This window comes from Priestia sp. VA7 (genome assembly GCF_055710015.1).
In genome coordinates this window covers 497137-512855 of sequence record NZ_JBVQPN010000002.1, presented here as the reverse complement: position 1 = coordinate 512855, position 15719 = coordinate 497137, and the positions used below count along the sequence as shown (strand labels likewise).

Annotated in this window: 19 protein-coding genes; 1 reads left to right on the top strand and 18 read right to left on the bottom strand. The window is 37.5% G+C overall.

Going from position 1 to position 15719, the window contains the following annotated elements; translation table 11 throughout:
• Positions 1-22 precede the first annotated feature (22 nt).
• From AC0C45_RS09145 to AC0C45_RS09120, 6 genes are all read right to left on the bottom strand, one after another.
• Entirely contained in the window at positions 23-1177 is a 1155-nt protein-coding gene (locus AC0C45_RS09145; RefSeq protein ID WP_472928081.1) for a glycosyltransferase family 4 protein, read from the bottom strand.
• A 27-nt stretch (positions 1178-1204) separates the two neighbouring features.
• On the bottom strand, positions 1205-2641 hold the full coding sequence (locus tag AC0C45_RS09140; protein ID WP_472928080.1) for a lipopolysaccharide biosynthesis protein: 1437 nt from the start codon (positions 2639-2641) through the stop codon (positions 1205-1207).
• 36 nt (positions 2642-2677) lie between these two features.
• Positions 2678-3310: a sugar transferase gene (locus tag AC0C45_RS09135; RefSeq protein ID WP_180230502.1), complete on the bottom strand. Its 633-nt coding sequence runs from the start codon at positions 3308-3310 to the stop codon at positions 2678-2680.
• Positions 3311-3390: 80 nt separating this feature from the next.
• Positions 3391-4272, bottom strand: a complete 882-nt coding sequence (galU, locus tag AC0C45_RS09130) for a UTP--glucose-1-phosphate uridylyltransferase GalU (protein ID WP_472928079.1) — start codon at positions 4270-4272, stop codon at positions 3391-3393.
• 313 nt (positions 4273-4585) lie between these two features.
• Entirely contained in the window at positions 4586-5353 is a 768-nt protein-coding gene (locus AC0C45_RS09125) for a tyrosine-protein phosphatase (RefSeq protein WP_472928078.1), read from the bottom strand.
• Positions 5354-5849: 496 nt separating this feature from the next.
• Positions 5850-5999 carry a hypothetical protein gene (locus AC0C45_RS09120; protein ID WP_472928077.1) on the bottom strand — a complete coding sequence of 50 codons (150 nt, stop codon included), beginning with the start codon at positions 5997-5999 and terminating at the stop codon, positions 5850-5852.
• Between the two features lie 259 nt (positions 6000-6258).
• Between AC0C45_RS09120 and AC0C45_RS09115 the strand changes: the two genes are divergently transcribed.
• On the top strand, positions 6259-6711 hold the full coding sequence (locus AC0C45_RS09115) for a VanZ family protein (protein ID WP_472928076.1): 453 nt from the start codon (positions 6259-6261) through the stop codon (positions 6709-6711).
• Between the two features lie 101 nt (positions 6712-6812).
• On the opposite strand, the gene AC0C45_RS09110 is transcribed toward AC0C45_RS09115, so the two are convergent.
• From AC0C45_RS09110 to AC0C45_RS09055, 12 genes are all read right to left on the bottom strand, one after another.
• Positions 6813-7037 (bottom strand): hypothetical protein, encoded by a 225-nt coding sequence (locus tag AC0C45_RS09110; protein WP_472928075.1) that lies wholly within the window; start codon positions 7035-7037, stop codon positions 6813-6815.
• Positions 7038-7166: 129 nt separating this feature from the next.
• On the bottom strand, positions 7167-7349 hold the full coding sequence (locus AC0C45_RS09105; protein WP_472928074.1) for a hypothetical protein: 183 nt from the start codon (positions 7347-7349) through the stop codon (positions 7167-7169).
• A 158-nt stretch (positions 7350-7507) separates the two neighbouring features.
• A complete protein-coding gene (locus AC0C45_RS09100; protein WP_472928073.1) occupies positions 7508-7651 on the bottom strand; it encodes a hypothetical protein in 144 nt (47 codons plus the stop codon).
• A 6-nt stretch (positions 7652-7657) separates the two neighbouring features.
• Positions 7658-8041: a hypothetical protein gene (locus AC0C45_RS09095; protein WP_472928072.1), complete on the bottom strand. Its 384-nt coding sequence runs from the start codon at positions 8039-8041 to the stop codon at positions 7658-7660.
• A gap of 92 nt (positions 8042-8133) precedes the next feature.
• The gene (locus AC0C45_RS09090; RefSeq protein ID WP_472928071.1) at positions 8134-8364 is read right to left on the bottom strand and encodes a hypothetical protein; all 231 of its coding nucleotides are present in this window, start codon (positions 8362-8364) and stop codon (positions 8134-8136) included.
• Positions 8358-8687, bottom strand: a complete 330-nt coding sequence (locus tag AC0C45_RS09085; RefSeq protein WP_472928070.1) for a PRD domain-containing protein — start codon at positions 8685-8687, stop codon at positions 8358-8360. Before AC0C45_RS09085 ends, AC0C45_RS09090 begins: the two co-directional genes overlap by 7 nt.
• Before the next feature lie 60 nt (positions 8688-8747).
• Positions 8748-9299 (bottom strand): HTH domain-containing protein, encoded by a 552-nt coding sequence (locus AC0C45_RS09080; RefSeq protein ID WP_472928069.1) that lies wholly within the window; start codon positions 9297-9299, stop codon positions 8748-8750.
• A gap of 284 nt (positions 9300-9583) precedes the next feature.
• Complete coding sequence (locus tag AC0C45_RS09075) at positions 9584-11107, bottom strand: pectate lyase family protein (protein WP_472928163.1); 1524 nt, start codon at positions 11105-11107, stop codon at positions 9584-9586.
• 108 nt (positions 11108-11215) lie between these two features.
• On the bottom strand, positions 11216-12283 hold the full coding sequence (locus tag AC0C45_RS09070; RefSeq protein ID WP_472928068.1) for a glycosyltransferase family 4 protein: 1068 nt from the start codon (positions 12281-12283) through the stop codon (positions 11216-11218).
• Between the two features lie 13 nt (positions 12284-12296).
• Entirely contained in the window at positions 12297-13082 is a 786-nt protein-coding gene (locus AC0C45_RS09065; protein WP_472928067.1) for a glycosyltransferase family 2 protein, read from the bottom strand.
• Complete coding sequence (locus AC0C45_RS09060) at positions 13079-14281, bottom strand: O-antigen ligase family protein (RefSeq protein ID WP_472928066.1); 1203 nt, start codon at positions 14279-14281, stop codon at positions 13079-13081. Before AC0C45_RS09060 ends, AC0C45_RS09065 begins: the two co-directional genes overlap by 4 nt.
• Positions 14274-15719, bottom strand: a complete 1446-nt coding sequence (locus AC0C45_RS09055; protein WP_472928065.1) for an oligosaccharide flippase family protein — start codon at positions 15717-15719, stop codon at positions 14274-14276. The genes AC0C45_RS09060 and AC0C45_RS09055 overlap by 8 nt, the downstream gene beginning before the upstream one ends.

Sequence of the window (15719 nt, the reverse complement as noted above, 5' to 3'; positions counted from 1 at the left end):
ATGCGTGCCTTTATAACACTTGTTACATTACTTTCTCATACACGCGTTTGTAATCTACAAGATTGTCTCTATATTTAACGGAATTTTCGTAACTATCAGAAACTAACTTTTCATAAGATTTACGCGACATTTTTTGGATAACGATTAATTTTTCTTTTAACTCTTCTATATTTTCTCTTTCAAACAACATATCTTTTTCAGGAATTAATTCAGGAATGCCACCTACAGCTGTTGCAAGAACAGGAGTGCCCTGCTGATAAGATTCAATAATTACCCGTCCAAAAGGCTCAGCCCATTTTGACGGTACGACGGTTACATCTACACTGGCCATCTGCTGATATACTTCTTCTTGAGAAATTTTTCCTTTTACTACAATTCTGCTATCTGTCTTAGCAATTTCTTTTATTACGTCAAGCTGATCTCCTGTACCGCAAATAACTAGCTTATTCACAATCGAAGAATCTAGCTGTTGAATTGTATTTACGAGCATCATAACGCCTTTGTTAGAAGCCACTTGGCCAAAGTATCCAACGGTTAGAGGGTCACCCTCTACTCTTGGATTGCGATCAAAACGCTCAGCATTTACTACATTACCAATAACGTCTGCGTCGGAGCGTTGAAACAATTGATGGTCTTGATGATACTTCAAAATATAATTTGAAATACCAACCACTTTTTTCACGTTCAAACTTCTTTTTACATTGACCTTATGAATGAAACGATTGACCACACCGCTATTTACGGGCTCAATAAGAGCATAGTCACGCGTTGTGTGAACAATTGGAATAGATAGCTGGCTGCAGATATTCCATAGATAAGTTCCGATACCCATTAAATTCTGAGAATGAATGAGGTCAGGTTTAATTTCTTTTAACACTTTAGTCAGTAACTTCGCCTGAGATGGCTGATACATATTAATAAAATGCCAGGTTAACTTTTTCAACGTTCCTTTATCTTTTCGGTCTAAAGGCGAATAGATATTTAATGAAGGCAAACGGTGCACCGTAACTCCGTTAATAACTTCTGTAAAAACTTTCTTTTTTTGTTCACCCGTTGTTAACACATGCACTTCGTAATCAGCTGACAATCCCTCTGCAAGCAATTGAGTTGAAATTTCAGCTCCTCCTACGATGGTAGGAAAATAGAAGCTATTGACAATCAATATCTTTTTTTTCATGTTCTCCCTCTTTTTAACGACAAAAGTTTATGCTGCTTGTTTCTTTTTAACGTAGTTAAGAATCCATTTAGACTGGGATTTATTAAAGATAAACGAACCCGTAATATAAGCAGCCGCACCAATTGCAACTTTAAGTACAAATAGAATCAGTACGTTTATTTCAATCTCTAACAAATTCATTCCATACAGTACAATAATCATGAGTACTAACGATTGCACAGTAGGCAGCAATTGCTTACATACAGCTCGTACAGATACACCTAAATGCTTTCTGATGAGCCACAGTCTTGTTGTCTCTACAAGAACAACACGGCAGCACTCTGCTATAGCAACTGCTAGAAGGCCATGCTTTACTCCAATAAGAACTAACGCCGTAAAAGAAACAAACGAAAATACACTAAGCTTCATTTCTAAATCAGGTCGCCCTATACCTCGCAGCACCGGTCCTCCTACTACACTGATAGAAGATATTCCCCCCGCTATGAGCAGCAACTGAAGAACAGGCACAACGTCCATCCACTTCTCTCCATACAGGACGTAAATAAACTCATATGCTACAAGGGCTAAACCGAAGCAAATTGGAAGTGTAATAAAGGCTAATTTTGAAACAACGTTTAAATACATATCTTTTAGTTTGCTAGGATCATCTTGCTGTCTAGATACTTCTGGAAATACAACCCTCATCACAGCTCCTGAAAGATAATATCTAGCTAGTGCTCCCCATTGAAAGGCTAGTGTATAAATTCCTAAGATTTTATCTCCTAAGAAACGCCCTACTAAAAAGAAATCCACGTTGTTATTCATATACATAAATAATTGAGAACCCAGTACATTTGCGCTATACAAGAACAAGTCCTTCAACTCATCCATGTAGATAGCAAATTGAATACGATATTTAGAGTATTTAAAAACAACTAAAGATTGAATGAACGGTCTAAATACATATTTCGCTGATACTGCCAATAACCCGTTGATATAGAGTGCTAGGATAATAGCGGCGATACTTGATACTACCTCAGCTAAGATATCGACCTTTGTTACATCTTTAAATTGATTATTTTTCATTAACAGCGCTCGATGGGTACTTCCAATCGAACCTACTAAAATCCCTATACAAATAAAATGTAAAATGGTAATTACGTGTGTATCGCGATAAAAATCAGCGATAGCCCCTGAACTAAAGTACAGAGCTCCCGCGATGACAATAGAAAAAATGATATTCAGCCAAAAAGTAGTAGAGACAACTTTTTGAATATCACCTTTTTTAAAGATTAAATATGAGTTTAAGCCAGCCTCTTGCACTACAAATGCAAATCCAGCAAACACAATAGCCATCCCTAAAATTCCAAATGTTTCTGGGCTCAGGATTCTAGCTAATGCTACATTGGTCATAATGTTAATGAACTGAACGCCGACAATACTCAGAAACGACCATATAGTATTACGAGACATTGAAGAAGACATAATTTCACCTATTTATTTCTGAATTTAATCGTTCGTTTAATATGCATCTTTTGATCCAAATAAAACGCCGACTGTTTTTAAAATGATATTGATGTCGTATCCAATCGTACGTTTTTGGATGTATTGCAAGTCAAGCTCCACCATTTCTTCAAAACCTATACTGCTTCTTCCGCTTACTTGCCAAAGGCCTGTACAACCCGGTGTTACAAGAAGTCTCTGCTTGTCATACTCAGAATATTGTTCAACTTCCCTTTCGATAGGAGGTCTTGGCCCTACTAGACTCATTTCTCCTTTTAACACGTTCCAAAGCTGAGGCAATTCATCTAAGCTGGTTTTTCGAATAAAACGTCCAATCTTTGTGATACGAGGATCATGCTTCATCTTGAACATGATACTTCCTGTTTCATTTTTCTCAAGTAAATCTTTCAGTCGTTCTTCAGCATCAGAGACCATGGAACGAAACTTAAACATATGAAACTCTTTTTCGTTTTTTCCAATGCGCTTTTGACGAAAAAAGACAGGCCCTTTAGGGTCTTCTACTTTTATAGCAATTGCAATGATAAGAAATAGCCACGATAACAAAATAATTCCAATTAATGCACCTGAAATATCGATAATCCGTTTCCCTATGTAATAAGAAGCAGGTTGTTGTTGAACAACCGCTTCTATGTTCTGAGTTGTGTACGAAGCAGATGATTTACTTTGTGCTACTTTTGATGCACTCAAAAACAAGCCCTCCCATTTACTCCTTATTGTTTTACAGCATTTAATTGAGCAAGCTCATCGATTAGTTTGCGCACATCATCACGCAGCTCCTCGTGATTTAATGCAAATTCAAGCGTTGTACGGATAAAGCCTAATTTTTCACCCACATCATAACGTTTTCCTTCGAAGTCATAAGCAAATACGCGCTGAATTTCATTTAGCTTTTGAATTGCATCCGTTAATTGAATTTCCCCGCCTGCACCAATTTCCTGTTCTTCTAAGAATTTAAAAATTTCCGATGTGAATACATAGCGTCCCATAATAGCAAGGTTTGAAGGTGCTGTTCCTTTTGCTGGCTTCTCCACAAATGTATTCACTTGATGACGACGGCCTTCATTTGAAATAGGATCAACAATTCCATAACGGTGAGTTTGATCGTCTGCAACTGTTTGAACACCGATTACAGATGATAATGTTGTTTCGTATTCATCCATTAATTGACGCAGACAAGGTGTATCAGCTTGAACAATGTCGTCCCCTAACAATACAGCAAAAGGCTCGTCCCCAATAAAATTACGTGCACACCAAACCGCATGGCCAAGACCTTTTGGCTCTTTTTGACGGATATAGTGAATATCTACGTTAGAAGACTGACGAACTTTTTCCAGCAAATCAAACTTCTCTTTTTCCATTAAATTGTTTTCTAGTTCAGGTGCATAATCAAAATGATCTTCAATTGCACGCTTTCCTTTTCCCGTTACAATAATGATATCTTCAATACCTGATTCTACTGCTTCTTCAATTATGTATTGGATTGTTGGCTTATCGACAATCGGCAGCATTTCTTTTGGCATTGCCTTTGTAGCCGGTAAAAATCGTGTTCCCAGCCCTGCAGCTGGAATAATCGCTTTTCTTACTTTTTTCATAGTATTCTCTCCTTTTTAATAAGTAATGGGGAAGGTACTTAATCTAAATTAAATACTTAGGTAAGAAATAAACTATTATTCCTTACCTAAGTATTTAATTGTAAAGCGGGCATCTAACCCTCCCTCACATTGTACTTTTGACGACTAGCGTCTAAGGCTTGATAACCCACAGCACAATCGAGTATCTCCGTCGATAACGGCTAGGAGACATCACCTAAATCTTTAAGTTTTAGATTTTTTTATCTTACAAAGAATAATAATCCAGTTAAAAGAAAAAAATAACATTTATGTAAGGTAAACTTACATAAACGTTTTAAAAAATACCTAAAATCTTCTTTCTTTTAATCTTTTCCGGCGGCTCTTTAAAACACATTTTTGCTTCAATAACAGCTTCCGCATTTTCCTGAAAAAGATAAACCATATCTATTCCAAACTCCTGCTCAACTGCATCAAACGCTTGATCCATTAGAAATCCTCTATTTGTAACATTATGAGCATCAGATGCCACAAAGTGAGTTAAATTACATTCAATCAGTTTATTCGAAAACTTTTGAATCTTTTTACCGAAATGACCAGTTAAGCTCGAAGCTGTAACTTGGGTTAAAGCCCCTTTGTTTACTAAATTATAAAGAATATCTGGTTCTTCCATAATTCGACTGTTGCGTTCTGGATGTACAATAATAGGTGTTAAACCTTCAGATTGAAGGTTAAATAAGAGCTGTTCCGTATATCGAGGCACTTGACTAGATGGAAACTCTACAAATATGTATTTATGCGTATTGTTTAAGGTTAAAACTTTTCCATTCTTGTACTCTTCTACCATTTCTCCAAATATACGAGATTCTTGTCCTGGTAAAATCGTGACAGGGATCTGTTTATCAATTAATATTTTATTTAGAAAAGATGCTTTTTCCTCAATATCTTTTTTTTCATTTGTATACTTGCCATTTCGATGATGAGGTGTCGCTACAATCGTTCGAATCCCTTGAGAAGATGCATGCTTAGCCATTTCTATACTGTCTTCTATATCTTTAGCACCATCATCTATACCAGGCAAGATATGACAATGTAAATCAATCATTTCCTCCACCTCCATTAATCCAAAAGACCCAAAATTACACTTAATCTTAGCATAGGAATTTTATAGGTTCAATGTCTTATTTTGTCGAAGTTCACGAAAAGCACATTTTTTTACTTTTCATGGCTGTTTTTGTCTCCGAAATAGTCCATATCATTCATGAAAGAGGCACTTATAAGCATAAAGAAATATCATTTTAATATAATATCCATTTTTATCTTATTATGATATTTTCTATAATATAGTTTATATATTACCAATAATTACTCGTTTTTTCTTGAGACTGCAGACTTGTTTATCTTTTCAGATTATTTTATGTTATACATAAATAATTTAAAGATTGTTATCGCTTTCATCACTACCATAATAGTATTTTGATGAATTTTGAATTCTCTTAATCGAACACAAAATAATGATTCTTTAGACCTATAAACATTCATAATAAAAACGCATCTAGCAAAATATTATTTATTTATTGGGAGCATTTTTTTGCAGGTTATTATACCTTAGTTCCATAATAATAGTATTGACCATCAGCAGGATGGTTTTTCTGATTCAGTACGACGCCTAAAAATTTACCCCTGACATGTTCTAAAATATCCTTGGCTTTTAACGCTGCATCTTTTTCAACCGCTCCGCTCTTCATCACAAACACAATACCGTGGCTTTGATTTGCTAAAATGTCACAATTACTCTTTGAAAAATAGTTTTCTGGTCATTAATTGTTTTTCATACATTTCTTTTTACTTAGTCACTTATACTTCCTAAATTTTATAACAGAGTAATAATTAGGTTTATACATACTTTTACAATTATCGGAAAATCCGAGTTTACTTCTTGCAATTGCATTTAAATTTCTTTATGATTATTTTTATGATTTTTAAAAATTTAGGAAAAGAGTTTCCATTATGCTAAAACGTATTCTTTTAATCTTTTTAATTTTATCTATTTCAAAGTTCTCTCATACTCCGCATTTGCTAGTCACCAATCCTTCTACTTGGATAAACTCTTCCGTATGGGATCACAATGCGACATTTTGGTCCATATTAAGACCAGGAAGTGAATTTTATACGTCTTATACATATGGATTTGACTTAGAGTTTATATTGCGTAAAATCGCTCACCTTTCATTTTTCGGATTTCTTGGCTTGCTTTTTTACTGGAATCTTAAAAAACAAAAGCACCGATATTTGAAAGCATGGTGCTGCTTGGCTGCGTTTGCATTTTTAGATGAAATTCATCAAGCTTTTATTATTGGACGAGACGGCCGAATTGTGGATGTAATGATTGATTCAGCCGGAGCTGCCATTATGCTATTTTCATTATTTTCATTGCAAAGAAATAAACTCCCAGCTAAATAGTTTGCAAGATAAAAAGCAGAAGGGTTTCTTCTGCTTTTTATCTTATCTCTTATACTTCAACGCCTATTTCTTTCATAATCTTTGTCGTGCTTCCTTCCAAGTTAAAACCACTCTACGGATTGATTCAAAGAACGTTTGATTCGATTAATAACAAAGCGTTCTCCGTCAATATTGCATTGTCGTAAATTATGGAATAACGTTTGAATTTTAGCTTTTATTTCTTCATGGTTAAATGCATAGTGACCTGCAATATCTAAAATTTTGTCAGTGAGTTCTTTTTGTTGAAAAATATCTTCGATTTGCAGCTCGCGCTGATCCCCTACCATCCATTTTCTCCATCTCTCACTTTTAATCGCTTGAAGTGTTAAAACGTATTCAACATTTGATTTATGTTCAATGAACCCATCTTGAGCAAGCTGTTCTTCTACTTTAGCTAATTCAATATACGCACGCGTTTATTCCGTGCCGAACTGCGGAGCAACGTTTGTTGCGGTGATGCCAAGAGGCACGTGTTGCAGCAAAATATGATCATCAATATAATCTCCGTTGTGTTCTTTAAGGCCCACTCCATACTGTTTAGCGATGCTTGCTAGCTCTTGAGCGTTTTTAGAGTTAAATATTCCTACATTCTCTGTCATTTTCACAAGCGTTCCTATTTGACCTATAATAAAGGTTGGAGTAGGCAGCTGCCGTTTCTCCAGCTCACTGTTTAATGTTTGAATGAACGTTTCATAGGTTTCCCTTGAAGTTAATCCCCCATTCGTCTCTTCCGTCCCTACTTCATAGCCAATTTCAGCTAATCCCAGTCGCTTTCATCACTTTCACAGTACTGAATTAGTTCAATTGTACGACGAAGAGCACTTTCCATTGGAACAACTTTTCCCATTTCATAAGGATCTTTGGTTGGATCGATATGAAGTAAATCAAACCCGTTAAACAAATCCTCTCAGTATGATTGCTTGCCTAACTGCATCGCAAGTTCTTCTTCTAGATGATCATTTCTTTCATTGCCCCGCTGCCACGGCCCGCCGTGATCTCGGCACGTGTAATACAAGCCGTCAAACCCTGTCTCAGCCGCTGTTTCAGCAATGGTTTGAGTGAACGTTCTCTGATTCCAACTGCACACGTAGCCTCCGCCTAGTTCTGTTGCATCTACTTGGTTACGGCTTGCGATAAATAACAGTGGAAAATCTTTTTCTTTTCCTAATTCAAAACAAGCTTTTAATAGAATTTTAGACATTGGTCCAATTCCCAGAAGCGTAACTGCCTCTCCTTTGTCTTGCATTTTGAGCATTACTTTTACTACCTCATTAATGTTTACTTTTTGCACGATACTTCCTCCTTTTATGGTTAACACCCCTTTAAAATGGAACGAACAATATGTATACACATATTGTTCATTCGAGGGATTGCTATTTACTTTTAGACGCTGATGCTTTGTTGATCGATCGGTTCTTCGTCAGGCACTTCTTTTGTTACATTTTTCTTTAAAGCATTCACCATGACAGCTGTTACCACTGTTCCTGCTAAAATTGCTCCTATATACCAAAGCTTATGATCGACAACCAATAAAACAATTGGTCCTCCGTGAGGAGCATGATCTGTTACTTTAGCAGTCGCGCTAATGACAGCTCCTGTGGCAGATCCTACCATATATCTTTTTTCATCTCAGAAAATAATAAATACTGTTTTATATAGTAGATTTCATTTTCTAGTATATTAATATCGAAACATTCAGATATTTCTTCACTTACCTTTTTAGCAATGTTATACATTTTCAAAACGTAATCCGTTTGATGATGTAACTCTGGCTCATTAACAGCTGCTATACGCTGATTAGATCGAACACGCTTAATTAAAATTAAAATATGAGTGACCAAATTCAAAAAATACGTATGACTAATGCGGTATTGAAGCTTTTTCTCTGCACGCTCAATGATGTGTTCTACTTGTTTGACTTCAGGATTTTCAAACAAGTTGGATAGCCCCGAAAAAGTCGCAGCATCCATCCTGCTACTGGATTGAATATTATAATCCTACTGATAATTTAAATTTAAAAGTTCATTTGTAATACCGGCTATTGCTCGCCGAGTACTTTCTTCATTTCCTTTTACCCTCGTGCCTTCGTGGTTTTTTATTAAAATTAAACCATAGGGCTTTAACCATTCTTTTACTTTCTCTAAGTCTTTTACTTTCTCTAAGTCTTTTACAATTGATGTTTTACTTACCATAAATTCTTCTGATAACTTTTGAAGAGAAGTCGACTGATTTGCATATAACAGCTGCAAAATAATTTTCATCTTTCTTATTTTAGTTGATAGAGGATCGACTTCTTCTTTTTTAAAATCTAAATCATTTAACAGCATGAGTTTATAATCTGATTTAGTCTTAATTTTAATTCCTACTCCAGTTTTTTTATGAAGAGTGGCGCTTCCTTTTGATAAATATCCAGAAACTAACTTTAAATCATTATGCACCGTTGGTTCTGAAACCTTCATTTTCTGAGAATAGAAATCAATCATTTTGTACTCTTCTTCACTAATGATTAAATGTAATAACTTCTTTTGTCGTGCTGTTAACATCTCCATTTCTACAAACCCCTTTTTATAAATCATGGATTGTAACGTATACTTATTTTTTGTAAACGTTTTCTTGTTAGTTAAATCTTATCACCTTCTTTTGATAATGGGTATATCAATTCTTTGCAACTTCACTGTTGAAGAAAGAGCACAGAACTATGGTAGAAAGTACCTTGTAGCTTAAATAAGCCTACTTCATACAAAAAACATGGAGCGAGTGCTCCATGCTTTTTCTTAGATTTTAAACCTCGCAATCAATTCTTTCGGAAGTATGTTAAAAATAATTTTTCTACTTAGATTTTTGTCCCAGACACTTTCCCCGTGTTATCAACGCTTAGCTTCCAGGTTTGTCCGTCAGGAGATTTAAGGATCAGGCTGTTTCCTTGCTGAAACTCAAGGTTTCCGTACATTTTGCTTCCAGACGTTGCCACCCAAGAGGAACCTGGCAACATGGAAGATGTACCGAATATACGGTTAATTCGAAAGCGCTTGTGGTCTTTTGTATATTCACTTAGGGTGATCCTCATTTTATACAGCGTATTGGCGCGCACTTCTGCTGTTACCGTGTTTCCTAAGTTGTTTTTTACGTCTTTGGCTGTTGTCCACGCCCCGTCTAGTGCTGTTAGATATTCAAATTTAATATTTTTAGGTGACTCACCCCATCCAAATGAAACGCCGGCCATATTCAGCATTTTAATTGGATTCGAGCTAAAGTCCATTTCAATCACAACGGGAACGGAAGCTGGCACGTCGAGGTAGTTCATGCTTTGTTCATCAACTAAGCTGAAGCAGTTGCTGATGCTACCTCCGTATGGAGCTTTTCCAGCGATTTGTTTGACGGTATATTTTTTATCAGCTTGTACGAAAATATCGTCTTGATTGCCAATGATATCTGGTTTTCCCGGGAGACCTGGAGCAAATATATTTCGGGTTTGTTCAAAAGGAGAAGTGATTTCATTGTATTGTCCGTTGTTTAAAATCGATGTGGATAAAAGATTAGAGGCAAGCTGATTTCGATGCGCGATACTTGTAAATTCTACGGGTGGTTCCCCTCCGTTCATTAAATACGCATCCCAAATATGTCCTTCAAACGTGTTGTAAGCACCTGAACATTTAATTGCTCGTTTCGTTTGGCTGCGGCACTGCATTTGAAAATGACTAAAGCTGTTTCCTGATGTTTCATACGGCACATCGCTGATGCCGGCCACGTCAATTCCATACTGACAGCCGTCAATCGATAAATAGCTAAAGTTATTCGCGTTAATCCATGCAGGCGTATTGATGTTAGTGATTTTTTCGGTTTGCAGCAGTACGCCCCTTTCAAAGTTGCGAAGGTGTACAAAGGATACGTTCACAAAGCTAATAAAATTCCACGCTTTCTGGCAGTAAAAATAAATGCCTTTTCCATTATAAGCACCTGACGTATTGATCATGCTGATGTTGCTTATCATCGTTTTGTTTCCTGTTTCTAATTGCTGCGATCCATGAAGGTAAATGACTGAAGATATAAAGGAAGGATCGGTCACTTCAACCGTTCCACCTGAAATGGAGGCATCTTTTTGGAGGGTAAAAACATGATAATTTCCCGTTACTTTAAGTTTGGTTCCGCTGTCCATTTCAAACGAAATAGACGGTTTAATCACAATGGGTGATGCGATGGCGTACGTATATTTTCCTGTTAGGAGTACTCGTGATAATTTGTTAGCCTCTGCGTAATCAATTGCTTGCTGTATCGCAGGTGCATCATCCGTCACGCCGTCTCTTATCACGCCAAAACAAGCGGCGTCGACTATTCTTTCTTCACTGCAGTTTTCCATTAAATTCATCTCGCTTTCTCAGCAGGTGTAAAGCATGTACTGCTTGTATTACTTTATGCGTTTTGGCTACCTGTGGTTCACTTTTTTCATAGAAAAAAAGCTTCCGGTTTAGAAGCTTTTTGCGTTCATATTTACATATTGATCAGCAGTAGAAGCAATCATTTGACTCGACGTAAAGTGCTGCTCGACTTTTTTTCTCGCTCCTTTAGCAAAACGCTGCTTTTGTTCTTGCTCGGCGTACAGTGCCGTAATTTTTTCTGCGAACGCTTGAGGTGAATACGTAGGGATTAAATAGCCCGTGTCTCCGTCTGCTATTGCTTCTTTCACGCCTCCTACATCAATTGAAATCATCGGTGTACCAACGGCCATTGCTTCTAGAACAACCATTGGAAAGACTTCACGATGAGAAGTTAAAAGAAGCATATCCATTTTCGTAATAAATGCTTCTGGATCTTCCACTTCGCCCCATATCTTTATCTTTTCAGACAAGCCTTGCTGCTGGATAAGCTCTTGAATTCGCTGAAGCTCAGGCCCTCCTCCTCCGATATGAAACTTCATATGTTCATGATCTCGGAGCAATGATGCAATTTCGATAAACAGCTCGTGATTTTTTTCTTTTGAAGCTCGTGCCAACAGACCGATATGACAATCGAGTGAAGCAGCTTTTTCCTTAAACACAAATTGATTCAGGTCCACTCCGTTATAAATCGTTGTTACTTTACCGCTATTCACGCCGATATTCATTAGCTGCTCTTGTTCAAAGCGGCTGACGGTAATCACTTGATGTACAAAAGAGTTTACCAGTTTACAAAATAGGCTCTTCGCTTTTTGTTCAAGCACCGTTACATTATGCTTTGTATAAAGTATTTTTACTTTTTTTCGCAGCATCCGATTCACGCATACTGCATACATCACCATGCGCAGGCTGTTGGCATGAATGATGTCAATTTGACAGTCACGCACTTTTTTCCAAAGTACATAAAGGTTATGAAGATGATTGTTTCTGCTTAAAGGCGTGAACCGTTTTTTATATTGAATTTTGCTGTACAGTTCTCCCATTGCAGCTGCTGTGTATACGATAATATCCGGATGATTTAACTGATTTTCCAGTTTGCAAAAATACGTTTCTGCTCCGCCTGTAATCAATTTATCCGTAATTAAAAGTACGTTTTTCAAGACTTCACATCCTTTACGATTTTGAGAGGTTTTTACTTTTGGCGTACGCATTCACGCTGTACTGGACAAAATAAGTGGCGCTTTTCCATAACGGCAGCCTTTCTTGCTTGCGCAGGAGCTTCCAATACCTCGTTGCTGCTTTCAGCTTGTTGCTAGAAACGGAGTGAGATACAAGACGATAATAAGCAAGTGACTCTTGAAGGCCGTATGCTGTATAGCCTTGTCTCAGCAGTGACAGCCAAAGCGCCGTGTCTTCCGGCTGAATGTTTGGCATTGAAATCTCGGAAATTTGTTTTTTATCAAGCATCACCGTCAAACAGCCGATAATGGTGTTCCCCGCTAGCATTCTATAGTCAACACTTTTCGGAACGTTTACTTCAACACCTGTTTTTTCACCTTTTTCATTGATAATGCTGTAGCCCGTATAGGAAAAAACACAGTTTTTTTCAAGCATAAAAGCGACTTGCTTTTTAAGCTTTCCCCTATGCCATAGATCATCACTGTCCAAAAAAGCAATAAACCGTCCGCTTGCTGCGCTTATACCTTCGTTGCGTGCCGCTGCGGCTCCTGAATTTTTTGTAAGCTGAAGCAGCTGAATGCGTTGATCTTTTTTACTGAATTTCCTTACTACTTCAGCCGTTTCATCTGTCGAACAGTCGTCAATCACAAGCAGCTCCCAGTTGAGATACGTTTGCTGCTGAATGGATTTTATGGTGGATGAAATAAAGGCTGCGCAGTTATAGGCAGGTGTAACAATTGAAACGAGGGGTTGATCCGGTTGAGATTTGAAGTTATTCATCTCACATTCTCCTCACTTTGATGATTTCGTAAATAGCCTGACAGCAGCGCTAAGTATAAAAAGAACAGCTCATTTACAATTAACGAAAGCGACATCATTTGAAGCAAAAAACCAATAAACGTTAAAAATAAGTAAGGTTCTTGTTTATGAATTTTTTGTTTCAAAAGCTGAAGCAACACAAGAAGTAAAAAGCTAAAATATAAGCAAAAACCAATCATACCCGTCTCTGATAAAATTTCTAAAAACGTGTTATGAACGTACAGCGCTTCGCCGTAATAAAACAAGTTGTACTCTGAAAAGTTAAAAGCGCCAATTCCAGCAAACGGATGAGATGAAAAAAACTCAAATGCCCGGCTCCACAGCGAAAACCTTCCGCTTCCTCCGTCATGTAAAAAATCATCGGCTCGTTCGGTTAAAATGGTGAACACGTTAAAATTCGTCATAAAATGAGCTATAAGAGCAAGTACACCAAATAAAAACACAAACGAAAGAACTGTTTTGAGACTGTTAAGCGAACGAGTAATGAGCAAATACAGAATCAACACGGCGACCATAGCGATTAATCCCCCACGGGAAAACGTTAAAACGCTGGCTAATGTACTCAGTAAAAGTCCGACTTTATTTTTAGTACTATCGCTACTCGTTAAAAAGTAAGTAAAAAACAGCGTATTATAAAACACATAAATATTAGGATCATCCAGCACGCCAATCAAACGCGGATAGCTGCGGTCAATCATCACGCCCCATTTGATAATTTCTACATCGGAGGCGAATTGAAAATGAACGGCTTGAAGACCCGCCATATAAAGCAGCAAACTCACGCCGTTAAAAAGAATGCCAGCTCCGGTTAACGCACGTTTGATGCTGCCGCTATGAAACTCTGCTATGACATATTTCATTAAAAAGTAGCAAGCAAGGATAAGCAAAACGCCTAGCATAATACGAAGACTCGCTTCTGGATACAGTGAAAACGCTCCGGTCATACAGTAAAAAAGATAAAATAAAAGCAGCAGCACTTCATACGCCTGGAGCTTATAAATGTAAAAAGAAGCAAAGCTCAGCAGCAGAAGGGCAAATAAAAAAATCATGTACGGCTTTAATGCAAAACCAATATTGACGTTATATTTGCTTAGCGTGACAAGAACAAAAAGGCAAAACAAAACGGTCGATTTTCGATTCTGTACATATACACTATCCATTTTGTGCCTCCTTTCTGTTCTCTACGTTTACTGGTTTGTTTTTTTGCAGGTAGCCTAGCGCTTGATTTCTAATCTCTTTATCTAGCAGCGTTAATACAAACACAAGCAGCATGTTTACGCATAGCGCGATAAACGGATGCTTTGAAAAAAACAGCGTGGTAATTGCAAGCGTGCTTCCAAATAAGCAAACAAAAATCGGAAAGGTTTTACGCATGATAATGACTCTTTCAGGATTGCATAACCAGCAGCCAATAAATAAAATTCCTTCAATTAAAAGCGCAGCATATACGGCTCCCATTACCCAATAAACGGAACTTAAAAAGTAGTAGAAAACAATCCCGAATACAACAGCAACCAGCTGAACCCCCGTTCTTCTTCCTTGAAGTCCTTTTGTTGTTAAGCCGTCTGCTAATGCTACGCTTAAGCCTTGGAAAATCAGCATTAGTGACAACCACTTTAACGCACTTCCTGCTGCAGTCCATTTGTCTCCAAACAATAACGACACGGCAAGATCAGATAAATGATAAAAAGGAAGGGCCGTTACCATCCCTACTAAACTCATAAGCTTCACTTGCAAAATATTTAACTGTAAATGTTTGTCTGTCTGCTGATGATTATAGTGGCGAAACAATACTGGATAAAACGCACCCGCCACAATCCCTGGAACTTGATAAAGCGCCGATGGAATGCGGTACGCAACGGCAAACACGCCGACGGCTGCAAGCGGAATTGTATTTTCTAATACGATTGGACCAAGCTGAGGCAGCAGCATAATCAGCAGGCCGCTTATAATAAAAGAGCCGATATTTTTTAGCAGCCCCCGTTGAATTCGCTTTTTCAAATTAAACGCTACTCTTTTTCCCACCATCCACAGACCGTACACTCCTGCTAAAAAGTAGGAAAAGCCAAACAAAAACGAAATAAAAAACGGGCTTGTATGCATCAGCATTCCAATCGTCAGCAGAACCACCAGCAACAGAGCTGAGTAGATCCGAATGGCTCCTAAGTGATGCATTTGTTCAGTGAGCTGAAAATACGTAATCCCGATGCTTTGCATCGCAAGTCCTGTCACCATCGGTATAATCAAGTAGTACATCATCTTTACAAGTGATGCTTCGTGATAAAACAAGGAAATCACTATATACGCTCCTGCAAACGTCGCGAGTAAAAGCAAAATTCTCATTTTCACATACGATGACAAAAGATGATCCACATCTGCCTGTTTTTTAGAGCCTTCGCGAAGCACCGTATTGCTTAAACCAACATCGGTAAAGTAGCCTAATATCATCACAAAAGCTAGTGCTACGCTGAATCTGCCGTAACTGGCTGCGCTTAAATACTGTGCCAGTACGATAAGCGCAGCTGCATTTAACAAACGTGATACAACGGTACTAATAAATAAGTGAACAATGTTTTTCCAAATGGAATTTTTCTTCAT